We start from the raw sequence: 25,540 nt of genomic DNA, 5'->3' as shown, positions 1-25,540 counted from the left end.
GCCCGTTTCGCCTCACGCCGTCCCGTCACCCTGAAGGTAACCGGACTTGCGGCTGTCGGGCATCTGCAGCGAGACCAGGAACGCGATGGCGCACATCACCGTCACGTACCAGAAGAAGGTGGTCTCGTAGCCGAATTCCTTGAACTTCAGCGCCACGAACTCGGCCGAGCCGCCGAAGATCGCGTTGGCGATGGCGTAGGACAGGCCGACGCCGAGCGCCCGCACCTCCGCCGGGAACATCTCGGCCTTCACCAAGCCGCTGATCGAGGTGTAGAACGAGACGCACATGAGGGCCGCGGTGATCAGGGCATAGGCCATCACCGGGCTCTGCGCGTCGCCGATCGCGTGCATCAGCGGCACGGTCAGCAGGGTGGTGAGCCCGCCGAACAGCAGCATCGAGGTCTTGCGGCCGAACTTGTCGGCGAACATGCCGAAGAAGGGCTGCGCCACCATGTAGGTGAACAGCACCGCCGTCATCACCAGGTTGGCGGTCTTCTTGTCCATGTGCGCGGTGTTCACCAGGTACTTCTGCATGTACGTGGTGAAGGTGTAGAAGATCAGCGAGCCGCCGGCGGTGTAGCCGAGGACGGTGAGGAAGGCGCGGCGATGGTTGCGCCAGATCGACGCCATGCTGCCGGCCTCGCGCGAGGTGCGGGTCTCGGCGGTCGAGGTCTCGTGCAGCGAGCGCCGCAGGTAGAGCGCGACCACGGCGGCCGCCGCGCCGATGAAGAACGGGATGCGCCAGCCCCAGGCGGTCATCGCCTTGTCGTCGAGGCCGAGCGTCACCAGCACCACCACGAGCGAGGCGAGGAGCTGGCCGCCGATCAGCGTGACGTACTGGAACGAGCCGTAGAAGCCGCGCTTCCCCTTCAGCGCCACCTCGCTCATGTAGGTCGCCGAGGTGCCGTACTCGCCGCCGACCGAGAGCCCTTGCGCCATGCGGGCGAAGAGCAGCAGGATCGGCGCGAAGATGCCGATCTGCGCGTAGGTCGGCAGGATCGCGATGACGAGCGAGCCGGCGCACATCATCATCACGGAGATCAGCATCGAGGTCTTGCGGCCGTAGCGGTCGGCGACGCGGCCGAACACCCAGCCGCCGATCGGCCGCATCAGGAAGCCGATGGCGAACACCGCCGCGGTGTTGATGAGCTGCACCGTCGGGTCGGCGCCCGGGAAGAACACGTCCTTGAAGTAGATCGCCGTGAAGGCATAGGCGTAGAAATCGTACCACTCGACGAGGTTGCCCGACGAGGAGCCGATGATCGCCTTGATGCGGGCCTTGTTGTCGTAGGCCGCGATCGCGGCGTTCGGCGAGGAGAGGCCGTCGGCCCCGGGCCGGGTCTGGGTGGTCGTGGTCATCGCGGGGTCTGTCTCCTCCCGGGTGTTCGGCGATGGCGGCGGGCCATTGCGGCCTCGCACCGGGCACGGACTAGGAGAATGCCGGGCCGGGGTACAGCCCCGCACCGCACCATTCCCGCGATTTCATGTGTCCGGCACCGGTTGTCCCAAGGAGAGGCAGCTGACGCAAGGTCTTCAAGCAAAGAATTCGGCAGCCCGAACGGCAGCCCCGTCGTCGGGCGGACCCTGACCGGACCGGGGTGGAGATCCTGTCGCAGCGCGGCAATCTCGCGAAGACTTGTCATGCGCTTTCCGATTGATCGCTTCGCGATGCGGAAAGCGGCTTCGCTCGGACGCCGCGCGGGCTGGTGAGACGAAATCCGGAAAGGTCGTCCGGATTTCGTATCAGGGGGATGCCGGGCAGGCCTCCCGCGGCTTCGCGCCGGCAGTGCCGGTCTCGGTGGCGACGCGCTCGGCCAACGCCGCGACCGCCGCATCGAGGTGGGGGGTCAGGCGCTCGCGCGGGGGCGGAATGTCGTCGCCGATCTGCACCCAGCGGGCGCCGGTCCATTCCTGGAGGGTGAGCGGTCGGCGGCCGCTATGGTCGGCGCAGGTGAGGCGGATGCGGCGGGCGAAGCCCACGAGGCCGAGCTCCTTCCAGCGCACCGGATCGAGGTTGATCGCCTCGAGCCCGCGGCGCATCTCGGGCCCGTCGATCTCCCGCCTGCCGGCGAGGCGCTGGCCGTTGCGGATGCCCTCGGCCAGGATCACCCCGGCATAGACGCCGCGGTTGTAGAGCGGGCCGGGATTCTCCGCCTTGGGGGTGCGCGACAGCCCGGCATCGATGACCAGAAGGTCGATCTGGTCGAAGGCCGGGAAGCTGTCGCCCGGCGCGTGCCAGGTCACGGTGCGCAGGCCCTTGGCGGTGAGATCCCGGGCGCCGGCGCCCGGCTGCAGCAGGTCGTCCTCGCCGGTCCAGCCGACCACGACGACGCGGTTGAGCGGCAGGCCCGCCGCGGCGGCGTCCCTGAGCGGCGTGCCGGAGAGGCCGGCGGTGGCATCGAGGATGACGTAATCGGGATCCGCCGCCCGCACGGCGCGCCACGGCGCCGTGTTCTCCTCGGCGGAGGCCCCGTCCGGCAGGGCATAGGCGCGGAAGGCGAGGCCGGCCTCGGCGGCGAGCGCCCGCAGCACCGGCTCCGGTTCGCGCCCGGCCGGGCTGTCGCGGTGGACATAGGCGAGGCTGCGGCCCTGCGGGCTGTCCTCGCTGCCGCCCTGCCCGACATAGGCGAGCGCCGCGCTCAGGGAATCCCACACTGTGGCCGGGGGCGCGAAGGCCCAGGGCAGCACGTCGCCCCGCGCCATCGCGGCCGGGCCGTAGCCGGCGGCGACGAGGGGCATCCGGTCGCCGGCGAGCCGCGGCAGCAGCGCGAGCGCCGCGTCGGCGTTGCCGGGCACGAGCGCGATGCTGCCGCGGGCCGTGGCTCCCTCGTAGCAGGAGAGCGCCCGCGCCGCCTCGCCCCCGGTCTCGCATTCCTCGACCGCCAGCGGGATCCCGCCGACGCCGCCGTCGCGCCGGCCGAGCATGGTCAGGTAATCGGACAGCCCGTTCGCCAGCGGCGTGCCGGCGGCGGCCATCGGGCCGGTGCGCTCGGTGAGCACGGTCAGGGCGAGGCCCTCGGCCGCGCCGGCGGGGCCGGCGACGAGGCTCAGGAGGACTGCGAGGACGGCGGAGCGGGGCGGCATGGCCGTGTCCTGACGGGGCTTCTGGGCGGAAAACAGCGAGTCGGCGGAGCCTACGCCCGGGCGCGCCCGGGCGATAGAGCACTTTCCGGCGGAGCGGATCCCGCTTCGTCGTAGGAAAATGCCGGGACATCAAGGACCTGGAGCACGTCGCGGTGGCCGCGCGACGTTGACGGGCGCCATCTCAGGTTTCGAGCACCCGGGCGGCCGGGAACAGCATCTCGACCAGCGTGCCTTCGCCCTTGCGGCTGGTGATCCGCAAGCTCGCCCGGTTCGCCTCGACCAGCGCCTTGGTCAGCGGCAGGCCGAGGCCCGTGCCGCCGCCGCGGCGCTGGGCGGTGGCGATCTGGCGGAACGGCTGGAGCGCGGTCTCGATCTCCTCCGGGCTCATGCCGATGCCGGTGTCGCGCACCCGGAGCGCCACGCCGCCCCGGTCGGTCGCCGCCGTCGAGACGATCACCTGCCCGCCGGCATCGGTGAACTTGATCGCGTTCGAGATCACGTTGAGGGTGGCCTGGCGCAACGAGCGCTGGTCGGCCAGCACCGCCGGCAGGCCGGCGGCGAAGCTCGTGCGCATCACCACCCGCTGGCGCGCCGCCTGGGGCTGCATCAGGGAGACCGAGGCCGCCACGAGGTCGTTGAGGGGCAGGCCCGCGAAGGCGAGGTCGAGATGGCCGGCCTCGATCTTGGCCAGGTCCAGGAGGTCGTTGACGAGGCTCACCACGTGCTCGCCGGAGGCCCGGATGTCGCGCAGGTAGTCGCGGTAGCGCTCGCTGCCGACGGGGCCGAACTGCTCCTCCAGCATCACCTCGGCAAAGCCGATGATCGCGTTGAGCGGCGTGCGGACCTCGTGGCTGATCGTGGCGAGAAAATCCGATTTCTGGGCGCTCGCCCGCTCGGCCTCGCGGCGGGCCCGCACCAGCTCGGCCTCGGTGCGCCGCGAGGCCGAGACGTCGCGCAGGACCGCGGCGACCCGGCGCGGCGGCCCGCTCGCCACCGGCGCCAGGGTGAGGATCAGGGGCAGCGGACCGTCCGGTCCCCGCGCCATCACCTCGTCGCCGGTCGTCGCGGTGGCCCCGGCGCCCGCCCGCAGCAGGGCGGCCTGGGCGGCCGGGCGGCTCTCGGGCGAGAACAGGCCGATCAGGGACTCGCCCGCGACCTCGCGGGGATCGGCGCCGAGCAGGCCTTGCGCGCCGCGGTTCATGCTGAGGATGCGGCCCTCGTCGTCGAGGACCACCACCCCGTCGGTGACCGCGTCGAGGATCGCCGTGGTCTCGCGCAGGTTGGCGTCGCGGTGGGCGAGATGGACCTCGGCCGCCGCCAGCGACTGGACCGGGTCGGCATCGGGCAGGCGCCGGATCGTGAGCAGGCTCGCGGGCGCGCCGTCCCACTCGATGACGCCGACGGTGACGCCGACCGGCACGCTGCCGCCGCTCCTCGTCGCGAGGGCGATCGGCGCCCCCTCGCCGGGCCCGGCCGAGGCGGAGGGATCGCGGCCGCGGAAGATCACGCCCGGTCCGCCGGCCGCGGCCAGGGCCTCGGGGCTGTCGTAGCCCGACAGAACCAGGAGATGGCGGTTGGCGAGCAGCACGTCGTCGCCGCGATGGACCAGCAATCCGACCGGCAGCCGCTCGACGAGGCGGGCGAGCGCGACGTCCGCGCCGGGCTCCGGCAGCCGGGCGAGGGCCTGCGCCCCGCGGAACGGCGTCACGGCGCCGCGGGCCGGCGCAACGTGCGGCGCCGGGGCCGGGAGCGGCGCGGAGTCGGTGCTCTCCGGGTCGCCGGCGAAGCGTGCGCCGAGCGCCCGGGCGATCTCCCGGAACGCCGCGTGCTCGTTGAGGGAGAGGGAGGGGTGGCCCGGCTTCGCTTCCGCCGGGGTCTCGGCGGCGGACGATTCGTCGTTCGTCGGAGGGATGGCGGGATGCGCACCGGTCGGGTCGGCCGAGGATGACGGGGAGGCCGCGGCAGCCTCATGCCCGCGCGACGGCCCGTCGGAGGAGGATCGTTCCGGGTGCGGCTCCCGGGACGGCGGACCTTCCGGCGGAGCCGGTTGCGCTATCCCGGCTTCCGCGGAGGACGTTCCTTGCGGCGCAGGAGACGGCCGCGTCCCGAACCCCCAGCTCATCCCGAGATGCGCGAAGGGCGCCGCCATCAGGCCGGCGAATTCCGCCATGGTCGCCCCGGCGAGGGAGGCCAGGTCCGGCGTGTCCGGATCGGGCGCCGGTTGCGGGGACGCGGAGACCGGCCCGGGGTGCGGGGTGGACACCGAAGCGGGATGGTGCAGTGCAACAGGATCCGGCGCGGGCGGGCGCCCGACGGCGATCACCGCGGCGGCGCGCTCGCGCAGCGAGGGGCGGGGCGGCTTCGGTTCGGCTGCCTCCGGCCGGTCGGCGGCCGGGACGATCCGCTCCGGGTGGATGACCCCGAAGCCGCTGAAGCCCGCGAAGGCGCGGCCGGCGCCGAGGCGGGGCGCGCCCGAGAGATCGACCGCCACGGCCGTCCGGGTCCCGGCGATGCGCCAGCGCACGGGCAGGGCCCGGAAGGTCCGGCGCTGCGCCAGGGCCTCCGCCAGGGCCGGCTCCGCCTCGACCGGGCCGGCGAGCAGGTCGTCCCAGCTCCGGCCGACCGGAGAGGCGCCGACGGTCTCGGGCAATCCCCCGGTCGCCTCGACGAGGCCGCCGCGGGCGTCGCTGCGCCACAGGAAGCGCAAGGTCGGCCCGGGAGCCGTGCGGGGCGCGGGTTCCGCCGGGGCGGGGACCGGCTCGGGCGCGGATTCGGGAACCGGCTCCGGTGCGGCGACGGCAGGAGGGGCGGCAGGGGCAGTGGAAAGGGCGGCGGCCTGAGCCGCGGCCGGCGCGCGGCGGGCACGGCGGGCGGGCAGGGGATCGAGGATCGCGACGGCAAGGCCGGGCTCGCCATCCGGCAGGGCGGCGGGCAGGCAGGCGCAGAGGAGCGGCGGGGCGAGGCGTCCGGCCAGGCGCAGGCGCTCGAGCCGCGGCTGCGTCGTCCCGACCGGCAGGGTCAGGGAGCCGCGCAGCTGCGCCGGAAGGCCCAGGGACGAATCGATCCGCCCCTCCGCATCGGCGAGCGTCTCGCGCAAGGGCACGGCGGCCGGGGAGGCGTGGAGCAGCCGCGTCGCCGTCCGGTCGAGGAGCAGGAACGCGCGATCGTCGCCGGCGATCCGGTGCCCGAAGGTCGGAACGGCCCGCAGGGCCTCGATCGTCGTCTCGAAGAGCACGTCCCGACCCACTGCCTCTCCCCGCGCGCCACTGCCGCCGCCGAATCTTGCCCGGCTCTTGTCAGAACCCGACCCACCCGGCCTGCTTTAAACCAACTGACACCTTCCCGCACCGGCACGAAATGCGCAGTCGCTGCGTTATCCTGCCGTCAACCTTAACGCCTGCCGGAAAAGGTGGCATTCCGCTCGCGCCATGCTATTGTGCGATGCACAATACGTGCCGGGCCCGCAGCGTACCGCGCCGCGGGTCGCGCCAAACACGAGGAGACGAACATGACCCAGACCCCGAACTACGAGATCCCGACCGAGATGCGGGACTTCGCGGAGAAGAGCGTCGAGCAGGCCCGCAAGGCGTTCGATTCGTTCCTCGGTGCGGCGCGCAAGACCGCCGACACGCTTCAGGGTTCGGCCGAGATGGCCCGCACCAACGCCCAGGAAACCTCGACCCGCGGCTTCTCCTTCGCCGAGCAGAACGTGAACGCCGCGTTCGACCTCGCCCAGAAGCTCGTCCGCTCGAAGGACGTCCAGGAGGCGATGCAGCACCAGGCCGAGTTCGTGCGCAGCCAGTTCGCCGCCATGCAGACCCAGGCCCGCGAGTTCGGCGGCCTCGCCCAGAACGCGATGCAGCAGAGCGCCGAGAACGCCAAGCAGGCGATGCAGCAGAGCGCCGAGCAGGCCCGCACCGCCATGCAGCAGGGTGCCGAGCACGCCCGCCAGGCGATGCAGAAGGGCACCGAGGCCGCCCGCAGCGCCACCGACCAGGCCGCCAACGCCGCCAAGGACGCCACGTCCTAAGACGCGCCGCGCCGTTTCCCTGCACGGCTTCGGCCGCGCCTCCGCGAGGGGCGCGGCCTTTTTCTTTGAGGATCGCGCCCTTCTAATTCTCTCCGCCGAACAGCGCCCGGGCCTGCTCCGGCGTGGCGACGGCGATCCCGATGGTCCGGGCCAGGGCCGCAAGCCCCGCGACCTGCGCGGCGTTGTCCGGTGCCAGGCTCCCGTCCGGCCGCCACAGGTTGTTCTCGAACCCGACCCGCGCATGCCCGCCGAGCGCCGCCGCGGCGATCAGGCAGGCGGCCTCCCGCGGGCCGAAGGCGCAGAGCGCCCAGGGTAAATCGAGGTGGTGCTCGGAATTCCAGGCGGTGAGGAAGGGCAGCAGGTCGGCGGGGTCCGAGCGCTGGCCGACGGCGTAGCGGCCGAGCACGAACAGCACGCTCGCCCGGTCGAGCGGGATCAGCCCCCGCGCCGCCAGGCCCTGGAAGCGGGTGACGTCGCCCGCATCGTACAGGATGTGCTGCACCATGACCCCGGCCCGGGCCTGCTCGGCCAGGAAGGCGGCGGCGGCGCCCTCGTCCTCCGGCTCGGCGAAGAGCTCGCGCAGGGCGACCGAGAACGCCTCGGGCTTCAAAGCCCGCATCGCCGCCATCTGCTCGGCCGGGCTGTAGAGGCCGACCGCCTCGGTGGTGACCTGGCAGATCATCTCCGGCCCCGCCTCGCGGCGCACCGCCGCCAGGGCCGCGCGGTAGCGGTCGAGGTCGAGGGTGTGGCGCGCTTCCGCATCGCGCACGTGCAGATGGATCATCGCGGCGCCGGCCTCGCGGCAGCGGGCGGCCTCCAGGCCGATCTCCCGCGGCTCGATCGGCAGGGCGGGATGGTCGGCCTTGGTGCGGCGGGCGCCGTTCGGCGCCACGGTGAGCGTGAGGGGGATGGCCATCTGTCTCTCGATTTCTCCGCGCCCGTCCCGATTCGGCGACGCGGCATTCTTACGGCCGGCGCACCGGTCGGTCTCGTGGTGGTCACGCCGGATGGTCCCGACGCGAGCGCCGGTGCAGCCCCAGCACCAGGAGACCGATGCCCAGGATCGTCACGACGCCGGACGCCGCGAGGATGCGGCGGATCAGCGGCGTATAGACCCCCGTCTGCGGATCGTAGCCGTAGCAGAGCAGAATCAGGCGGTCGGAGAGGGCGCCGACCCGACCCTCGCCGGCCTCGACCAGGGCGAGGCGCAGGTCGCGGCCGGTCATCGCCAGCGGCGACAGCACGCGGGCGACCCGGCCGTCGCCGGCCAGCACCAGGGCGCCGGCCGGATGGGCGTAGGTGTCGGTGTCCCGGTCGTAGGCGTAGGCATAGCCGAGGGCCCGCGTCACCGCCGCGACCGATCCCGGCGTCCCGCTGAGCACCGCGGCACTGGCGAGGAGCGGCCCCTGGCCCAGCTGACCGGTCACCATCGCGCGGGCGGTGGCGGCATCGGCGCGTGGATTGAAGCCCAGCGTCACCAGCCGGTAATCCGCACCCGGGGCGAGGCCGGTGGCGGCGAGCGCCGTGCCGGCGAGGCTGAGCATCGGGTCGCAGACGTTGCGGCAGGCATAGTCGAGGGGCAGCAGCAGGGTCGGGCGCCCGGCCAGCGCCTGCCCGAGCGTCACGCCCCGTCCGTCGGCGGTATCGGTGAAGGCGGCATCGAGGGGCGCCCGCGCGCCGGGGGGCGGCGCCAGCCCGACGCCCGACAGGTCCTTCTGCGTCAGCCCGGCCGCGGCCGGCTGGCCGAGGAGGGTCAGGAGGACGGCAACGCCGAGAGCTCTCATCGCTTGCATCGACCGCCCGGACCCCTCACCCTCGGGAGGAGATAGGGCGGCTCTGCGTCCCGTTCACCCGGCACTCTCATGGGGCACTCTCATGGGGCCCGCCGGCCGGACGCCGCAGCGGTGAGACGAGGCGAGAATGGACGAGATTCGCGACGCGGACGCCCTGCGCGAGCATATGGGCCCGGTGAGCCGCCTGGCCGAGGGCAAGGTCCAGGCCCGCCTCGACCGGCATGCCCGCGCCTTCGTCGCGCTCTCGCCGTTCCTGGTGGTCGCCACCGCCGACGGCGAGGGCCGCGCCGATGCGAGCCCGCGCGGCGATGCGCCGGGCTTCGTGCAGGTGCTCGACGACGCCACCCTGCTGATCCCGGACCGGCGCGGCAACAACCGTGCCGACAGCTTCGGCAACCTGCTCGCCGCGCCGGGCATCGGCCTGATCTTCCTCGTGCCCGGCATCACCGAGACCCTGCGGGTCAACGGCACCGCCCGCCTCAGCACCGATCCCGCCCTGCTGGCGCCCCTCGCCGCGCAGGGCAAGGTGCCGACCACCGGGCTCGTCGTCGCGGTGCGGGAGGTGTTCTTCCATTGCGGGAAGGCGGTGATGCGGGCCAAGCTCTGGGACCCCGCGGCCCAGGTGCCGCGCGACAGCTTCCCGAGCCTCGGCCGGGTGCTCGCCGAGCAGACCGGGGCGATCGGCGTGCCCGAGGCCGAGCGGCTGATGGACGAGTCGTATCGGACGCGCCTGTATTGAGGATCAGGTCGGGGGCGTCGGCGGATCGTCCCGTCCTGGTCGTATCCTGCGAGGCGGTTCGAGACTGATTGTCCATCAGAGCCTGTCTGACCTGATCGACAGTCCTGACACCCTCCGCGTCATTCCGGGCTCCGCTTTCGCGGCCCGGAATGACGCGGAGGGTTTTATATTTGTAGAGGCGGATCGAACCGCCCCCGCTCACGTCCCCGACGGCCCGAGCGCCCGCGGCGCCGGGCTGACGATCGTCGTGCCCCCGGTGCGGATCTCGAACACCGCGAGCGTCCGGTCGCTGATGCCCTCGGGGCGGAACCGGAAGGTGCCGTCGACCCCCGCGAAGCCCGACGGATTGGTGAGCGTCGCGTCGGCGAAGCGCTGCGAGCCGTATTGCCGGTTCAAGGCCGCGGCGAGGGAGACCGCATCGAAGGACAGGGTGGCGACCCGCACCGGGTCCGACCCGAACCGCGCCCGGTAGCGCTGGCTGAATCCGGCGAAGCCCGCCGGATCGCTGGCGGCGAACCAGCCGCCCTGGAAGGCCGGCAGCGCGAACACGCGGGCGTCGTTCCAGACCGAGGTGCCGACCGGCTTGACCCGGGCCGGGTTGAAGCCGGCGCGGGCGAGCGCCGCGCCGGCCGCGCTCAAGCCCTCCGGCGTGTCGGGCAGGAAGAGGGCATCGGCCTGGGGCGCAGGCCCGGCGATCAGCGGGGCGAGGCGCCCGATCGCGGTGGCGGGGTTCCCGGCGGCATAGCGCTCGATCGCCACCACGCGGCCGCCGCGGCGGGCCACCGCCTCGCGGAACTGCGCCTCGACGACGTTGCCGTAGACCGTCTCGGGAATCAGGGCCGCGAAGGAGCGCCGCCCCGCCGCGGTGGTCTGGTCGATGATCCGGTCGACCTCGGTCTGCGGCAGGAAGCTCAGCAGGTAGACGCCGCGCGCCGCCACGCTGGCATCGGTCGAGAAGGCGATGACCGGCTTGCCGGTGGGCCGCACCGTGGCGGCGGCCGATTGCACCGTGGCGGCGAAGAGCGGACCGATGACCAGTTCCGCCCCCTCGGCGATGGCCGCGGCCGCGGCCTCCCGGGCGCCGTCCGGCGTGCCGCGGTCGTCCTTCACCAGCAGCGTCAGGTCGGGGCTCTGCGATTCCTGGAGCGCCATGTCGGCGGCGTTGCGCAGGCTCGCGCCGACCGCCGCGCCGGGCCCCGAGAGCGGCAGGATCAGCGCCACCTTGACGCTGCCGGTGCCGAGCACCGTCCCGTCGCCCGCCGGGGCCGGCGCCTCCACCGGTGCGGTGCGGGTGGCGACGACCGGGCTGTCGACCCCGCCGCAGGCGGCGAGCCCCGACAGGCCGGCGAGCACGATGGCGCCCCGCCCGAAACGTCTCAGAGTCCGAAGGCCGATGCCCCCCATCGCCCAATCCCCCGATCCGGCCCCGCAGCGCGACGCGGCGACGGCAACCCGGCAGCAACATCCGTGCCCGGTGCATAAAGTCTGCCGGCGAAAAGTAAACGACCGCTCCCGTTCGCCGCGCCATGGCGCCCCGGGGCCGAGACGTGGCAAAGTGGCGGCGATGACCCAGCGCAGCGACGATACCCGCCGCCGTTCCCCGGACCGCGCGTCCGGCCGGGGCCCGGCCGTCTACACCGCCTTCGGCCTCGCCGCCGAGGCCGAGCCCCTGTCCCCCGGCCTGCACGTCGTGGCGACGCCGATCGGCAACCTGAAGGACGTGACCTTCCGGGCGCTCTCGACGCTCGCCGCCGCCGACGCGGTGCTGGCGGAGGACACCCGGGTCACCCGCACGCTGCTGGCCCATTACGGCATCACCACGCCGCTCGTCGCCTATCACGAGCATTCGGGGGAGGGGGTGCGCGAGCGGATGATCGCCCGCATCAGGGACGGCGAGGCCCTGGCCCTGGTCTCGGATGCCGGCACGCCGCTGGTCTCGGATCCCGGCTTCAAGCTGGTTCAGGCGGCGATCGAGGCGGGCTTGTCCGTCACCCCGATCCCCGGCCCCTCGGCGGCGATCACCGCGCTCGTCGCCGCGGGCCTGCCGACCGACCGTTTCTTCTTCGAGGGCTTCCTGCCGCAGAAGAGCGGGGCGCGGCGCAACCGCTTAGGCGTGCTCGCCGGCATCCCCGGCACCCTGGTGCTGTTCGAGGCGCCCCACCGCCTGCCGGAGATGCTGGCCGACGCCGCGGACGTGCTGGGCGGCACCCGCCCCGCCGCGGTGGCGCGCGAACTGACCAAGCTGTTCGAGACCGTGCGGCGGGGCGACCTCGCGGGGCTCGCCGCCGACTACGCCGCCTCCGGCCCGCCGAAGGGCGAGGTGGTGGTGGTGATCGGCACCGCGCCCGAGGACGCGCCGGGCCCGGAGCACGATGCCGACCTCGATGCCCGGATCGAAGCCGCGCTCGCCCGCCACTCGATCAAGGACGCCGCCAGCCTCGTCGCCGACGAGACCGGTGTGAGGCGGCGCGATGTCTATGCCCGCGCCCTGGTGCTCGCCCGCCGCGCCGACGATGCCGGCGACGCGTGATGCGACCCGCCGCCGCCTCCATCTCGCCCGCGGCCGGCGGGCCGAGTGGCTGGCGGCCTTCGCCCTCCTGCTCAAGGGCTACCGGCCGCTGGCCTGGCGGGTCTCGATCGGCGGCGGCGAGATCGACCTGATCGTGCGCCGCGGTTCCGTCGTCGCCTTCGTGGAGGTCAAGGCGCGCCCGACCCTGGAACAGGCCTCCGTGTCGATCGACGCCCGCAAGCGCCGCCTGTTCTCCCGCGCCGTCCGGGCCTGGATCGCCCGGGAGCCGTGGAGCGCCGCCCTCACCCTGCGGGCCGACGCGGTGTTCGTGGCGCCGCGGCGCTGGCCCCGCCACGTCGTCTCGGCCTTCGACCTGACGATGGACCCCTGATTCGGATTTTGCGATTGCGTTCATCTTGCGTGCAGCGCAGCATGCTTACGCTTGCAATCGCGATGGTGCCGGAGATGAGGGGGGTCACACGATGCGCAGCGGTTTCGGATGCGAGTCCTGCGGCTCGCCGGGGGTACGCCTGCCGGCCGACCTGACCGACGAGGCCATGATCCAGTGCGACCGCTGCGGCTGCACGCTGATGGCCTGGGGCGCGTTCAAGCGCCGCGTCGAGGCGCAGGAGGCGGCCGACGCGCGCAAGCCGGCCGAGCGGCCGGCCGGTGCGGCGGTGCTGCGGGTGGCGGGCTGAAGGCCGGCGGATCCAACTCCCGCTGTCATTCCGGGGCCGCGTAGCGGAGCCCGGAATCCAGAACCGCGGATGGTCAAGAACGAGGCGGGTAGCGGCCCGCTTCACTCTCATCCCTCCGCGCGTCTGGATTCCGGGCTCCGCTGCGCGGCCCCGGAATGACAGCAAGGGTATCGATTCCGCCGTTGGGTCCGACAGAGCAGAATTCGCACGAGGTGCAAATTACTGCCCGGGGTTCTGCGGGATCGGAAAAGAGGAAGCTCGTGCCTCAGCGCGCCGCCGCGATCGCGGCGATCAGGGTGCGCTTGAGATCCTGCTGGCTGAACGGCTTCTGCACCACCGGACGATCGCGGAACGGCTCGCGGATGCCGGCGCCGCCATAGCCGGTCGAGAAGACCAGCGGCAGGCCGCGGCGCACGATCGCCTCGGCGACGGGATAGATCGGCTCGCCGGCGACGTTGACGTCGAGGATCGCGACCACGAAGCTCTCGCTCTCGGCCATCTCGAGCGCCTTGCTCAGCCGGGCCGCCGGACCCACGACTTCGCACCCGAAATCGAGCAGCATGTCCTCCAGCAGCATCGAGATCGCCGCTTCGTCCTCCACCACGAGGACGCGGGCACCGTTCAGGAGGTCTTCGCTTGTTTCCGTGCCCACGCCGGAGTTCTTTCCCTCAACGCCCCGTATCGAGGCCCGACCGACCTGTTCCTGCCGTGGCGGCATCCGCTCGACCGTCAGGGGTTTCATCCGCCCGCAACCCATGCGAGTCCGCGCCGGTCGCCAGGACCTGCGCCGGTGAGCCGTCGCCCGGAACGCCAGACATGTCAAGCGCACGACCCTGGGACGCGATGCAGCGGCACCACGATACTCCCCACCCCTTGAATCGGCGAGCCCTGATCGCAGGGGGCTCGCCCTCGCGTCCACGACGGCGCGGGCCGACCGGCCGGTTTCCGTGGCCTCGAAGGTCGACGGCGAGGGCGCCCTGCTCGGCCACCTGATCGCGATGGTGCTGCGGCGGCTCGGCGTCCCGGTGACGGCGCGGCTCCAGCTCGGGCCGACCCGCATCGTCCGCACCGCGCTGACCGCCGGCGAGATCGACCTCTACCCGGAATATACCGGCAATGCCGCCTTCTTCTCCGGCACCGATGCCGATCCGGTCTGGCGCCGGGCCGAGAGCGCCTACGCGGCGGCGAAGGCCTTCGATGCGAAGAACGGCCTCACCTGGCTCAAGGCGGCGCCCGCCAACAACACCTGGCAGATCGCCGTGCAGGGCAGCCTCGCCCGGGCCGAGCGCCTCGCCACGATGGCGGATTTCGCCGGCGCCGTCCGGCGCGGCCTGATCGAGCTCTGCGCCTCGGCGGAGTTCGTGGAGAGCCCGGCGGCCCTGCCGTCCTTCGAGCGCGCTTACGATTTCGTGATGCCGCGGGAGCGGATCGTGATGCTGCCGGGCGGCGATACCGCCGTCACGTTGCGGGCGGCGGCGCAGGGCATCAGCGGGGTCAATGCCGGCATGGTCTACGGCACCGACGGGGCGATCGCGGCCCTCGACGTCACGGTGATGAGCGATCCGGCCGGCGCGCAGATCGTCTACGAGCCCGCACCGGTGATCCGCACGCCCGTCCTCGACCGTCACCCGGAGATCGCTCCCGCCCTCGATCGCCTCTTTTCCGGCCTCGACCTCCCGACCCTGCGGCGGCTGAACGCCGAGGTGGCGGTGGAGGGCGACACCCCGGAGGCGGTCGCCCGCCGCTACCTCGGAACCCTCGCGCCATGATTCGCGCCGTCACTCGCACCAAGGCGTCGCCGACATGGCCCGCTGCCTGGCTCCCGCTCGTCGCCGCCGGCCTTGCCGCCGCAGCGCTCGCCGGCCTGCCGTTCCTCACCCTGGCGCCGAACCGCCTCGTGCCCGGCAGCCCGGTCGGAAGCGGCGCCGCCGGGATGGTGGCGAGCGCGCTCGCGGTCGGGGCGGCTCTGCTGCCCGCGGAGGCGGCGCGGCCGTGGCGCGCTTGGACCGCCCTCGCGGCGGCACTGTTCGCCTGGGGTGTGCTGCTGGTCGGCCTCGGCCACGAGGCGGCCGGACTCCTCGCGGGCCAGAAGCCCGCCGCCCGTGCCGCCCTCGGCTCGGGCGGGTGGCTCGCCCTGCTGGCGCTGGCGGGCCTGGCCGCGGAGACGGGCAGGGCGGTCCTGCCACGCCGCGGCGGTCTTCTCGCCGTTCTCCTGCTCCTCGGCCTCGCGGCCGTCGTCGCGGGGGCGGGTGCTCTCGATTCGCTGTCGCTCGCGGTGGAGTACCGGGCGCGGGCCGGGGCCGTGACCGCGGCGGTGCTCCAGCATCTCGGGCTCGCCGGGGCGTCGCTCGGCCTGGCGCTCCTCGTCTCCATGCCCCTGGCGCTCCTGCGCCTGCGCGACGGGCCGGGCGCGCGCCTCGTCGACGGCGTTGTGAGCGGGATCCAGGTGGTGCCGGCGCTCGCGCTCTTCGCGGCCCTGGTGGCGGGCCTGTCGGGCCTGCTCGCCCTGGTGCCGTCCCTGCGGGGTCTCGGCCTCTCCGCCATCGGCCCGGTGCCGGCGGTGATCGGCACCGCCGCCTATCTCTGCCTGCCGCTGGCGAGCGGGCTCGCCGCCGGCCTCGCCGCGGCGGATGCGGACGTGCTCGCCGCCGCCCGGGCGATCGGCCTCAACCCCCGCGAGGTGCTGCTGCGGGTGCGCGTGCCTCTCGGTGCCCCGGTGCTGATCGGCGCCGTCCGGGTCGCGGCGGTGCAGAGCGTCGGGCTCGCCACCCTCGGCGGCCTCGTCGGGGCCGGCGGGCTCGGGGCGCTGGTCTTCGAGGGCATGGCGCAGTTCGCCCAGGACCTGATCCTGCTCGGGGCGCTCCCGGTGATCGGCCTCGCGCTGGCGATCGATGCCGGGCTCGCGCTCCTCGGCGGCACCCGGGAGGTGCCGGCATGAGCCGTCCCCGCGTCACCCGCGCGCTCGGGGCCCTGCTGGTGGCCGTGTGCTTCGCGCTGCTCAGCCTGCCGGAGGTCGCCGGCTTCGTGGTCCGGGGCCTCGGCCTCCAGGCCGGCACGCCGGTGCCGGCCGGGCGCCTCGCCTGGCTGGCCCGCCAGCACCTGGCCTTGGCGCTGGCGGGCTTCCTCCTCGCGGGCGGGGCCGGGCTCGGCCTCGGCATCCTGGCGACCCGCGCCGCCGGTGCCTCGTTGCGCGCCACCCTTGACACCCTCGCCGCCGCCGCCCAGGCCGCGCCGCCGGTGGTGGTGGTGGCGCTCGCCCTCCCGGTGCTCGGCTTCGGCGCGCCGCCGATCCTGCTGGCGCTCGCTGCCTACGGGCTGATGCCGGTGATGCGCGGCACGGCCGGGGCGCTCGCCACCGTGCCGGAGGAGGTGCGCCGGGCGGCACTCGGGATGGGGCTCACGCCGGCGCAAGTTCTCGTCCGGGTCGAGCTGCCGCTCGCCGCCGGGCCGATCCTCGAATCCTTGCGGGTGGTGCTGGTGCTCGCGGTCGCCACCGCGGCGATCGGGGCGCTCGCCGGGGCCCAGACGCTGGGCACCCCGATCGTGGTCGGGTTGCAGACGCAGAACACTCTGGCGCTGGTCCAGGGGGCGGCGGCCGCGGCGGCTTTGGCCTTCCTGGCCGATGCGGCCTGGCTTACTGCGGCGGCGGGCGTGAGCCGGCTGCTGCGACGGTCGAGATGATACCAGTGGGCCTGATCTGTTTCAGAGCCTACTTATCCGATTCAGGCAGGCAATCCCACGCGTGACCTCATCCTGAGAGACCGTTTGAGCGGGATTTTTTCCTCAAGACTTAAGACGATTGGGATTATCCTATCGACTCACCTCATCCTGAGAGCCTGTTTGAGCAGAACTTATACTCAAGACTTGAGGCGGGCGGGATCGTCCTACCCTCTAACCTCATCCTGAGGTGCGAACGAAGTGAGCCTCGAAGGAGGGCTCCAGGGATCGCCGAGGCTTCTGGAGCCCTCCTTCGAGGTCAGTCGATCTTCGATCGACTAACACCTCAGGACGAGGTCGCGAATCAGAAGCAAATTTGATCGATATACTGATATCAAGACGCAAACCAGATCTCAGCCAGCCTCGAGATGTGGCTTGAGATGGCCTAAAGAATTAAAACCCTCACTGTCATCCCGGGTCTTCGTCTTCGAAGAGCCCCGGGATGACAGTGAGAGGTGTCGGCTTGTGTGTCAGGGCGATCCGCGCACCTGCTGAAACAGGTTCCGAGATGCGAAATCGTCGCTGCTACGCCGCCGCCAGCCCCCGCTTGCGCAACAGCGGCCCGGTGCTCGGCAGCCGGCCGCGAAACGCCGTGTAGGCGCTCCGCGCGTCGCGCAGGTTGCCGGCGCCGTAGACGTAGGTCCGCAGCCGCTCGGCGGTGGCCGGATCGAAGATGTCGCCGGCCTCCCGGAAGGCGTCGAAGGCGTCGGCGTCCAGCACCTCGGACCAGAGGTAGCTGTAATAGCCCGCCGCGTAGCCTTCCCCGGCAAAGATGTGCTGGAAGTGCGGCGAGCGGTGGCGCATCGCGATCTCGGCCGGCATGCCGATCCGGCGCAGCGACTCGGCCTCGAAGGCGAGCGGATCGATGCCGCCTTCGGCCTCCGGCGACAGGTGCAGGTCGAGATCGACGATCGCGGACGCCGTGTATTCCACCGTGGCGAAGCCCTGGTTGAAGGTGCGGGCGGCGAGCAGCCGGGCCAGCAGGTCCTCGGGCATCGGCTCGCCGGTGCGGTAGTGGCGGGCATGCGCCCGCAGCACCTCCGGCTGCTCCAGCCAGTGCTCGTAGAGCTGGGACGGCAATTCGACGAAATCGCCCGCTACCGCGGTGCCGGCGAGCATCGGGTAGGTCACGTTCGACAAAAGCCCGTGCAGGGCGTGGCCGAATTCATGGAACAGCGTGCGGGCATCGTCGAAGGAGAGCAGGGACGGCTCGCCCTCCGCCCCCTTGGCGAAGTTCATCACGTTGACGATGATCGGCGTGACCGCGCCGGTCAGGCGCTCCTGCGAGCGGAAGCCGCTCATCCAGGCGCCCGAGCGCTTGCTGGCCCGCGCGAAGTAATCGCCGAGGAACAGGCCGATCACCCGGCCGTCCCGGTCGGCGACCTCCCAGGCCCGCACCTCCGGGTGGTAGCGCGGCACGTCCGGGAGTTCGGTGAAGGAGAGACCGAACAGGCGATGCGCCGTATCGAAGGCGGCCTGGATCATGCCCTCGAGGGCTAAGTACGGCTTGATCTCGCCCTCGTCGAGGTCGTGCTCGCGGCGGCGCAGGCGCTCGGCATAGTGGCGCCAGTCATGCGGCGCGAGATCGAAGCTCTGGCCGTCCTCGCGGGCCAGTGCCTGGAGGCGGTCGCGCTCGGCCACGGCCCGGCGGCGGGCCGGCGCCCAGACCTCTTCCAGGAGGCCGACGGCGGCGTCCGCGCTGCCGGCCATCGTGTCGTCGAGGCGGTAGGCGGCGTAGCTCGAATAGCCGAGCAGGCGGGCCCGCTCGGCGCGCAGGCGCAGGGTCTCGGTGATGATCGCCCGGTTGTCGGTCTCGCCCCCGTTCTCGCCCCGGCGGATCCAGGCGGCGTAGGCGCGCTCGCGCAAGTCGCGCCGGGTCGAGAAGACCAGGAACGGGTCGATCAGCGAGCGCGACAGGGTGACGACGTGGCTGTTCTTCAGCCCGCGCTCCTCGGCCGCCCGGCTGGCGGCAGCGCGCAGGAAGGGCGGCAGGCCGGCGAGATCGTCCTCACCGGTCAATTCCAGCGTGAAGGCGCCCTCGTCGGCGAGCAGGTTCTGGCTGAACTGGGTGCCGAGCTCGGCGAGCCGCGAGGCGATGGCGGCCATCCGCTCCTTCGATTCGGCGTCGAGCTCGGCCCCGGCGCGGCGGAAGCGCAGGCGGTAGCGCTCGCGCACCCGCTTCTGCTCGTCGGACAGGCCGTCCTCGCCGACGCTCGAGACCCGCGCCCACAGGTCCGGGTTGAGGTAGATCGCGCTGCCATGGCGGGCGAGCCGCGGCGACACCGACCGCTCGACCGCCTGCAGCTCGGGATTGGTGTGGCTGCCGGTGAGGTTGAAGAAGGTCGAGGAGACCCGGCGCAGGGCCTGGCCGGAGCGTTCCATCGCCTCGATCGTGTTGGCGAAGGTCGCCGGCTCGGGATTGCCGGCGATCGCCTCGATCTCGGCGACGTGCTGGGCCAGCGCCCGCTCGAAGGCCGGCTCGTAATGCGCGGGGACGATGCGCTCGAAGGGCGGCAGCCCGTGGGGCGTGGTCCAGGCCGGCTCGGAGAAGGGGTTGGGCTCGTGCTCCGCCGTGACGCCGCGCATGCTGATCCTCTCGCTGATGGCGCGGGCGACGATAGACCGTGGAGCGTGGGGCGCAAGCGCGGCAGGGCGCGCGAGGTGGGGGAACGGCTACGCTTGCTCGTCCGTTGTGAAGCGCGACTGGGGGAGGGGGCGATGCCGGGGACGATGATGGGGCGGATCCTCGCCGGGCTGGTGGGGAGTGCCATTCTGGCCGGTCCGGCTGCCGCGCAGGCACCGGCCGCTCCGTCTCCGCTGAGCCGGGTCCCGGCCGATCAGGTGCCGCTGCCGCCGCCGCGGCCCGAGGAGGCCAAGGAGCCCGCTGCGAAGGATCCGGCCCCCAAGGAGGCCGCCAAGGACACGCCCAAGGACACTTCCAAGGACACCCCCAAGGACGCGCCCGCCTCGCCCGTCCCCGAACCGGCGCCGCTGCCGCCCGAACGGCCCGCCGACCTGCCCGCCGCTCCGGCCCCCACCCCCGCCACGGTCGTTCCCGACGACACCGCCTGCCTGCGCCGGCTCGACCGCCTCGGCGTCAAGGCCGAGCCGGTGGCGCCCCTCGCCGATGGGCTGTGCGGGGCGGCCAAGCCCCTGCGGGTGACGGCGCTTCCCGACGGCGTCCCGCTCAGTCCCGCCGCCACCCTCACCTGCGTCGCCGCGGAAGCGCTCGGCCGCTGGAGCACCGAGGTCCGGGTGATCGCCGAGCGCACGCTCTCGAGCGTGCCGAAGACGATCCAGATCGGCGGCTCCTACGAGTGCCGCGGCCAGAACCACGACCCGAGCGCCAAGCTCAGCGAGCACGCCTATGCCAACGGCGTCGACGTGATGGGTTTCACCTTCGAGGGCCGGGCGCCGGTGACGGTCGGTGCGGCGCGGGAGGGCACGCCCGAGGCGGCGTTCGAAGCCGCCGTCAGGACCCGGGCCTGCGGCTTCTTCCGCACCGTGCTCGGTCCCGGCTCGGACGCGGCGCATGCCAACCACCTCCACCTCGACGAGCGCGAGCGCAATGCCGGCCACCGCCTGTGCCAGTGATACGGCATCCGGAAGATCACTTTCGGATGCCGTATCACCAGCCCGCGCGGCGCTTGAGCGAAGCCGCTTTCCGCATCGCGAAGCGATCAATCGGAAAGCGTATGACAGCGAAAAATCCGGAACGGGAGGCGGCGTCCGGCGCTTTTAGGCCTGGCTGATGTCCAGTGCAGGAGAGGGTCGGATGCGGAGGACGGCGAGGCTCGGGGCGGCTCTGCTGGTGATAGGGCTGTCCGGCGCGGCCGGCGCCGCGGAGGCGCCCCTGACGCTGGAGGCGATCAACCAGGCGCAGTTCGACGCCGGCAAGGACGACCAGGCCAAAGGCGCGAAGGAATCCGGCAAGGCGGAATCCGGGAAGGACACCAAGTCCGCGAAGGCCGCCGAGACCCGCGCCGACCCGCTGACCGTGCGGGTACAGGTGCTCCTCGACCGGGCCGGCTTCTCGCCCGGCGCCATCGACGGGCGCGACGGCGACAACCTGCGCGGGGCGCTCGCCGGCTTCGCCAAGGCCAAGGGCCAGTCCTTCTCCGGACGCCTCGACGAGAACCTGTGGCGGACCCTGTCGGGCACCAGCCAGGATCCGGCGGTGACCGAGTACACGCTGACCGAGCAGGATGTCGCCGGTCCGTACGAGGACAAGATCCCGCCGAAGATGGAGGAGCAGGCCGACCTGAAGGCCTTGTCCTACGCCTCGCCGGCCGAGATGCTGGCCGAGCGCTTCCACATGAGCAAGGACTTCCTCGAGGCCCTCAACCGCGACAAGCCGCTGACCAAGGCCGGGACGGTGATCACGGTCGCGGCGGTCCCGCCGCTCGAGACCGGGCGCATTCCCGCCAAGGAACTGCCCGAGACCCCGAAGGTCACCCGCATCGAGGTCGACAAGGACGCGCTCCAGGTCCGGGCCTACGGCGAGGACGGGGCGCTGGTCCACCTCTACCCGGCCTCGATCGGCAGCGAGGAGAAGCCGGCGCCGAGCGGCGTCCTGAAGGTCGAGGGCGTCGCATTCGATCCCACCTATACCTACAACCCGAAATACGCATTCCAGGGCGTCGAGGCGAAGCGCAAGTTCACCATCAAGCCCGGCCCGAACAACCCGGTCGGCGTGGTCTGGATCGACCTCTCGGGGAACGACGGCTACGGCATCCACGGCACGCCGGAGCCCGAGAAGGTCGGCAAGACCGAATCGCATGGCTGCGTCCGGCTGACCAACTGGGACGCGCGCGACTTGGCGAAACACGTCGAGCGGGGCGCGAAGGTGGATTTCGGAAAGTAGGCGCCGCCGGCTGTTGCGCGTGACCCCTTCCCCCTCTGTGGGGAAGGGTGGCTGACGGAACAGGCCGAAGGAGAGGCGGCGGGACGATGCCAGGTATGGCGCCCGTCAGAACGGGTCCACCCCATCCTGAAGCGCGGCCCCCCCGCCCGATCCCCGCCAAGGCGCCTCACAGGCAACCGGCGAGGGCCCTCCGCGACCAAGCGTGATAGAAGGAAGGCCCCCTTCAGCGAGCCAAGGACCGCCAAACCCACCGGGGCTGAGATCCCGTACCGGACTCCTCCGATCAGGGATCAGCCTCCGGCGAAACAGATGACAGGCGCCTTGCCGACCCCTTTGCGCGAACACGCTCGCCCGCAAAGGGGGTAGGGTTGATCCGTGGCGACCGTCGTGCCTGCACCGAAAGATCACGCCGTCGCCGAGAACACGTCCGGCAGCGACGGCAGCCGCTGCCGCAACCGCAGCAGCGCGATGGTCTCGATCTCGGAAAGTGCCCGCGCCCGCTCGGCCTCCGGCGGATTGTCCAGACGCTCGCCGAGTTGGGCGAGAATCTCCTCCGGCCCCTTGCCCCGCACCGCCATCACGAACGGGAAGCCGTGGAGGTTGCGGTAGCGCTCGTTGAGTTCGAGGAAGCGGGCGCGGCCCTCGGCATCGAGGGCGTCGAGCCCGGCCGAGGCCTGCTCGGCGCGGGATTCCGGCGCGAGGTCGGCGGCCGCCACCCGGCCGGCGAGGTCGGGATGGGCGCGGATGAGGGCGAGCTGCCGCTCCGGCTCGGCCGCCCGCATCACCTCGACCATCGCGGCGTGAAGCCCGTCGGCCGAATCCTGCATCCCCGACAGCCCGGTGGCGTGGGCGCCCTCCGCCACCCAGGGCGAGTGCTCGAACACGTCGCCGAAGCTTTCCACGAACAGGGCGCGGCCCATCCGGCTCGGGGTCAGGCCGGCCGGCGCGTGGGTCCTGGCCCAGTGGCGGGCGATGTCGATGCGGCGGGTCACCCACACGTCGTCGTGGGCGGCGACGTGGTCGAGGAAGCGGGCGAGCGCCGCGATCCGGCCCGGCCGGCCGACGAGGCGGCAATGCAGGCCGATCGACAGCATCCGGGGCGTCTCGGCGCCCTCGTCGTAGAGCACGTCGAAGGAATCGCGCAGGTAGGCGAAGAACTGGTCGCCGGCGTTGAAGCCCTGCGGCGTCGCGAAGCGCATGTCGTTCGAATCGAGGGTGTAGGGCACCACCAGTTGCGGCGCGCGGGGTCCCTCGACCCAGTACGGCAGGTCGTCGGCATAGGAATCCGCCGAGTAGAGGAAGCCGCCTTCCTCCATCACCAACTTCAGCGTGTTCTCCGAGGTCCGGCCGGTATACCAGCCGAGGGGGCGCTCGCCGGTCACCTCAGTGTGGATCCGGATCGCCTCGCTCATATGGGCCTTCTCCTCCTCGTAGGAGAAGTCGCGGTAGTCGATCCACTTGAGGCCGTGGCAGGCGATCTCCCAGCCGGCCTCGCGCATCGCCGCGACCGCGTCCGGGTTGCGCTGGAGGGCGGTGGCGACGCCGTAGACCGTCACCGGCAGGTTGCGCCCGGTGAACAGCTTGTGCAGGCGCCAGAACCCGACCCGCGAGCCGTACTCGTAGATCGATTCCATGCTCATGTGGCGCTGGCCCGGCCAGGCCTGCGCGCCGACGATCTCCGACAGGAACGCCTCCGAGGCCCGGTCGCCGTGCAGCAGGCAGTTCTCGCCGCCCTCCTCGTAGTTGATGACGAACTGCACCGCGATGCGGGCGCCGTCCGGCCATTGCGCGTGGGGCGGGGTGCGGCCGTAGCCGACGAGATCGCGGGGGTAGGGGGAGTCGGTCATGGGGGTGGGTCCAGGATGAGCCGTGACCGCGCTACCCTGGACGAGTTCGCGCGGGATCCCCTCTCCCGTGTGGGAGAGGGGTAGGGGTGAGGGTGCTACGGTCCTGTGTCAGGCTCGGACCGTCCTGCTGCCAGCACCACATTCAGCGTTCTCTGCTGAAGCGTGTCACCCTCACCCCTGGCCCCTCTCCCACACGGGAGAGGGGGGATCGCGCTCTCGTCCGCGGCAGGGCAATGAGGGCCGCGTAGAAATCGTGCCCCAACCTTAGCCTTGCGGCAGCCGACACGCAAAACCGCCCCCGACCCTCACCCCGCCAGGGCCGCCAGCGTCGGATCAACCCGGGCGAAATGGTCGGCCCAGGTCGGGGCCCGGTAGCCCGCGAGGCGCCCCGCCATCTCGGCGCGCAAAGGAGAGCCCGGCGCCGCCAGGTCCTCCACCACCCGCATCCAGCCCAACCCGTCGAGCGGGTGCAGGAACTCCGCGAAGGCGCCGGCGATCTCGCGATGGACCGGGATGTCGGAGGCGACGACCGGCAGGCCGGAGGCGGCGGCCTCCAGCACCGGCAGGCCGTAGCCCTCGGCGAAGGAGGGCATCAGGAGGGCGGTGGCGCTCCCCATCAGGCGCACCAGTCCGGCGGTCGACAGGCCCGAGGCCTCGATGACGCGGGCGCGCACGGCCGGGCAGCGCTCCAGCAGGTCGACGACGTTCTCGCTCTCCCAGCCCCGGCGACCGACGACGACGAGACGCGGCGTCGCCTCCCCGTGACGGGCCGCGAGTTCGCGCCAGGCGGTGAGGAGGCTGATGAGGTTCTTCCGCGGCTCGATCGTGCCGCAGGCCAGGAAGAACGGCCGGGCCGGAGCGGCGGACGGCGCACCGTGGAAGGCCGCCTCGATCCCGAGCGGCCCGACGGTGATCGGCGGCACCCGGCGCCCGAGGCCGGCGAGATGGGCCGCGAAGCGCTCCCCCACATCGGCCGAGTTCACCACGATGGCCTGCGCGTGGCGGGCGACCGTCTCCATCCGCACCCGGTGCCGCTCGGCCTCGCCGTCGCGGCCGTATTCGGGATACTCGATCGGGATCAGGTCGTGGATGAAGAAGACCGGGCGGATGTCGGGCCGGTCGTAGAGCCAGTCGAACCGCGCCGGCTTGTCGAGGCGCAGATGCGAGGTGTGGAGGTAGAGCGCGTTCATCGGCACGCTGTCCGTGCCCGGCGCCCGCAGCACCGTGAGCCAGGCCTCGAGCTGGCGCCGGCGGCGTTCGCGCGCACCCTCCGGCTTCCCGGATGAGGTGCCGGGAGCCGGCACCGGCAGGCCGAGCCTCCCCGAGAGGTCGCGGTAGACCGGATCGTCGCCGGCCGCGACCTCCTCGGTCCAGGCCGCGACCGCCGCCTCGACGAGGCCCGCCATCTGCCCCCGGTCGAGCACCTTCGGGCCGAGCGGCGTCGAGACGAGGCCGAAGCGCGGGCCGGGCTGCCCCAGGAGGTGCCGGGCGTAAGCCAGGTCGACCCGGTCGATCCCGGTCGGGCTCGCATGGCTCAGGCGGGTGACGAGGCGGGTGAGGTCGAGGGCGACGGGATGGGGGCGCATGGAGCCTTGAGCCTGAAGTCCGGGACACGGTCGCCCCGTTCCTACACAGCCGGGCGCTCCAGGCCGAATCCGCCCTGTGCGGCAGCGCACAAGACGAGGGCCGGCCTGTGGATGGTCGCTCTTGCAACGCTGAGCGATGATGATTTATCGCATTCGTCACCGCTCCGTCGCGTCGCGGTGACAAGTGTCGGGCGCACCGACTATGATCATGGGTCGGCGCGGGGCCGACGTTCGGGTGACACAATGGCGATCGTCGATCTGGATCGGGATGCGGTGAAGCGCGGCTTGTCGGACGGCTCCGTCCTGCTGATCGACGTGCGCGAGCCCAACGAATTCGAATCCGGCCACATCCCGGGCTCCGTGTCCTTTCCGCTCTCGGCCTTCGACGTCGAGCGGCTGCAGGCACTGATCGCCGAGGACGGCCGCCGGCCGGTCCTGTCCTGCGCCGCCGGCATGCGCTCGGCCCGGGCGCTGCAATACCTCCAGAGCCAGGGCATCCCCCTGAGCGAGCATTACGTCGGCGGGTTCAAGGACTGGGCCAATGCCGGCGAGCCCGTGGAATAACTGACGCATCATCCCGCCCGAAGGGGCGGCGGACACCTTCACGGCCCCGGGAGGGCCGCGCCGGAGCCGGCGCGGTTCCCGTGACGGCCAAGCCCCTCGACGCGGATGC

The 25,540-nt window shown here is 72.4% G+C and carries 21 protein-coding genes; 11 read left to right on the top strand and 10 right to left on the bottom strand.

Features of this window, described 5'->3' with window-relative positions:
• Positions 1–12: 12 nt before the first annotated feature.
• The 3 genes from F1D61_RS14995 to F1D61_RS14985 form a co-directional block, all read right to left on the bottom strand.
• Positions 13–1,359: an MFS family transporter gene (locus F1D61_RS14995; RefSeq protein ID WP_203158692.1), complete on the bottom strand. Its 1,347-nt coding sequence runs from the start codon at positions 1,357–1,359 to the stop codon at positions 13–15.
• 384 nt (positions 1,360–1,743) lie between these two features.
• Positions 1,744–3,084 (bottom strand): ABC transporter substrate-binding protein, encoded by a 1,341-nt coding sequence (locus F1D61_RS14990; RefSeq protein WP_203158691.1) that lies wholly within the window; start codon positions 3,082–3,084, stop codon positions 1,744–1,746.
• A 181-nt stretch (positions 3,085–3,265) separates the two neighbouring features.
• On the bottom strand, positions 3,266–6,331 hold the full coding sequence (locus F1D61_RS14985) for a PAS domain-containing sensor histidine kinase (RefSeq protein WP_203158690.1): 3,066 nt from the start codon (positions 6,329–6,331) through the stop codon (positions 3,266–3,268).
• A gap of 261 nt (positions 6,332–6,592) precedes the next feature.
• On the opposite strand from F1D61_RS14985, the gene F1D61_RS14980 reads away from it, so the two are divergent.
• The gene (locus tag F1D61_RS14980) at positions 6,593–7,114 is read left to right on the top strand and encodes a phasin (protein WP_203158689.1); all 522 of its coding nucleotides are present in this window, start codon (positions 6,593–6,595) and stop codon (positions 7,112–7,114) included.
• An 82-nt stretch (positions 7,115–7,196) separates the two neighbouring features.
• Here F1D61_RS14980 and F1D61_RS14975 read toward each other — a convergent pair whose 3' ends face one another.
• Positions 7,197–8,030 (bottom strand): 3-keto-5-aminohexanoate cleavage protein, encoded by an 834-nt coding sequence (locus F1D61_RS14975; protein WP_203158688.1) that lies wholly within the window; start codon positions 8,028–8,030, stop codon positions 7,197–7,199.
• Between the two features lie 82 nt (positions 8,031–8,112).
• Positions 8,113–8,898 carry an electron transporter gene (locus tag F1D61_RS14970; RefSeq protein WP_246775899.1) on the bottom strand — a complete coding sequence of 262 codons (786 nt, stop codon included), beginning with the start codon at positions 8,896–8,898 and terminating at the stop codon, positions 8,113–8,115.
• A gap of 136 nt (positions 8,899–9,034) precedes the next feature.
• Here F1D61_RS14970 and F1D61_RS14965 point away from each other — a divergent pair, with 136 nt between their 5' ends.
• Positions 9,035–9,646, top strand: coding sequence for a pyridoxamine 5'-phosphate oxidase family protein (locus tag F1D61_RS14965; protein WP_203158686.1), 612 nt, complete (start codon positions 9,035–9,037; stop codon positions 9,644–9,646).
• Positions 9,647–9,844: 198 nt separating this feature from the next.
• Here the strand turns inward: F1D61_RS14965 and F1D61_RS14960 are convergent, their stop codons facing one another.
• Complete coding sequence (locus tag F1D61_RS14960; protein WP_203158685.1) at positions 9,845–11,050, bottom strand: penicillin-binding protein activator; 1,206 nt, start codon at positions 11,048–11,050, stop codon at positions 9,845–9,847.
• Between the two features lie 160 nt (positions 11,051–11,210).
• On the opposite strand from F1D61_RS14960, the gene rsmI reads away from it, so the two are divergent.
• The 3 genes from rsmI (at position 11,211) to F1D61_RS14945 (ending at position 12,853) form a co-directional block, all read left to right on the top strand.
• Positions 11,211–12,176, top strand: coding sequence for a 16S rRNA (cytidine(1402)-2'-O)-methyltransferase (gene rsmI, locus F1D61_RS14955; protein WP_203158684.1), 966 nt, complete (start codon positions 11,211–11,213; stop codon positions 12,174–12,176).
• A complete protein-coding gene (locus F1D61_RS14950) occupies positions 12,160–12,546 on the top strand; it encodes a YraN family protein (protein ID WP_203158683.1) in 387 nt (128 codons plus the stop codon). The genes rsmI and F1D61_RS14950 overlap by 17 nt, the downstream gene beginning before the upstream one ends.
• A gap of 91 nt (positions 12,547–12,637) precedes the next feature.
• On the top strand, positions 12,638–12,853 hold the full coding sequence (locus F1D61_RS14945; protein WP_203159408.1) for a hypothetical protein: 216 nt from the start codon (positions 12,638–12,640) through the stop codon (positions 12,851–12,853).
• Positions 12,854–13,118: 265 nt separating this feature from the next.
• Here F1D61_RS14945 and F1D61_RS14940 read toward each other — a convergent pair whose 3' ends face one another.
• Positions 13,119–13,430, bottom strand: coding sequence for a response regulator (locus tag F1D61_RS14940; RefSeq protein ID WP_432443306.1), 312 nt, complete (start codon positions 13,428–13,430; stop codon positions 13,119–13,121).
• Positions 13,431–13,800: 370 nt separating this feature from the next.
• Here F1D61_RS14940 and F1D61_RS14935 point away from each other — a divergent pair, with 370 nt between their 5' ends.
• From F1D61_RS14935 to F1D61_RS14925, 3 genes are read left to right on the top strand one after another with little or no spacing between them, the layout of a single operon-like run.
• The gene (locus F1D61_RS14935; protein WP_246775898.1) at positions 13,801–14,622 is read left to right on the top strand and encodes a glycine betaine ABC transporter substrate-binding protein; all 822 of its coding nucleotides are present in this window, start codon (positions 13,801–13,803) and stop codon (positions 14,620–14,622) included.
• Entirely contained in the window at positions 14,619–15,791 is a 1,173-nt protein-coding gene (locus F1D61_RS14930) for an ABC transporter permease subunit (RefSeq protein WP_203158681.1), read from the top strand. The genes F1D61_RS14935 and F1D61_RS14930 overlap by 4 nt, the downstream gene beginning before the upstream one ends.
• Complete coding sequence (locus tag F1D61_RS14925; protein WP_203158680.1) at positions 15,788–16,534, top strand: ABC transporter permease subunit; 747 nt, start codon at positions 15,788–15,790, stop codon at positions 16,532–16,534. The genes F1D61_RS14930 and F1D61_RS14925 overlap by 4 nt, the downstream gene beginning before the upstream one ends.
• A 561-nt stretch (positions 16,535–17,095) precedes the next feature.
• On the opposite strand, the gene F1D61_RS14920 is transcribed toward F1D61_RS14925, so the two are convergent.
• Entirely contained in the window at positions 17,096–19,156 is a 2,061-nt protein-coding gene (locus F1D61_RS14920; protein ID WP_203158679.1) for a M3 family metallopeptidase, read from the bottom strand.
• A 132-nt stretch (positions 19,157–19,288) separates the two neighbouring features.
• On the opposite strand from F1D61_RS14920, the gene F1D61_RS14915 reads away from it, so the two are divergent.
• A complete protein-coding gene (locus F1D61_RS14915) occupies positions 19,289–20,164 on the top strand; it encodes an extensin-like domain-containing protein (protein ID WP_246775897.1) in 876 nt (291 codons plus the stop codon).
• Positions 20,165–20,345: 181 nt separating this feature from the next.
• Positions 20,346–21,434, top strand: a complete 1,089-nt coding sequence (locus F1D61_RS14910) for a L,D-transpeptidase (RefSeq protein WP_203158678.1) — start codon at positions 20,346–20,348, stop codon at positions 21,432–21,434.
• A 404-nt stretch (positions 21,435–21,838) separates the two neighbouring features.
• Here F1D61_RS14910 and puuE read toward each other — a convergent pair whose 3' ends face one another.
• Positions 21,839–23,281 (bottom strand): allantoinase PuuE, encoded by a 1,443-nt coding sequence (gene puuE, locus F1D61_RS14905; protein WP_203158677.1) that lies wholly within the window; start codon positions 23,279–23,281, stop codon positions 21,839–21,841.
• Between the two features lie 305 nt (positions 23,282–23,586).
• On the bottom strand, positions 23,587–24,867 hold the full coding sequence (locus F1D61_RS14900) for a glycosyltransferase family 4 protein (protein ID WP_203158676.1): 1,281 nt from the start codon (positions 24,865–24,867) through the stop codon (positions 23,587–23,589).
• A 243-nt stretch (positions 24,868–25,110) separates the two neighbouring features.
• On the opposite strand from F1D61_RS14900, the gene F1D61_RS14895 reads away from it, so the two are divergent.
• Complete coding sequence (locus tag F1D61_RS14895) at positions 25,111–25,431, top strand: rhodanese-like domain-containing protein (RefSeq protein WP_203158675.1); 321 nt, start codon at positions 25,111–25,113, stop codon at positions 25,429–25,431.
• Positions 25,432–25,540 lie beyond the last annotated feature (109 nt).

The organism is Methylobacterium aquaticum, assembly GCF_016804325.1.
GTDB classification, from domain to species: Bacteria; Pseudomonadota; Alphaproteobacteria; order Rhizobiales; family Beijerinckiaceae; genus Methylobacterium; species Methylobacterium aquaticum_C.
The sequence above is the reverse complement of the archived record's forward strand: the minus strand, read 5'-3'. Positions and strand labels throughout refer to the sequence as shown.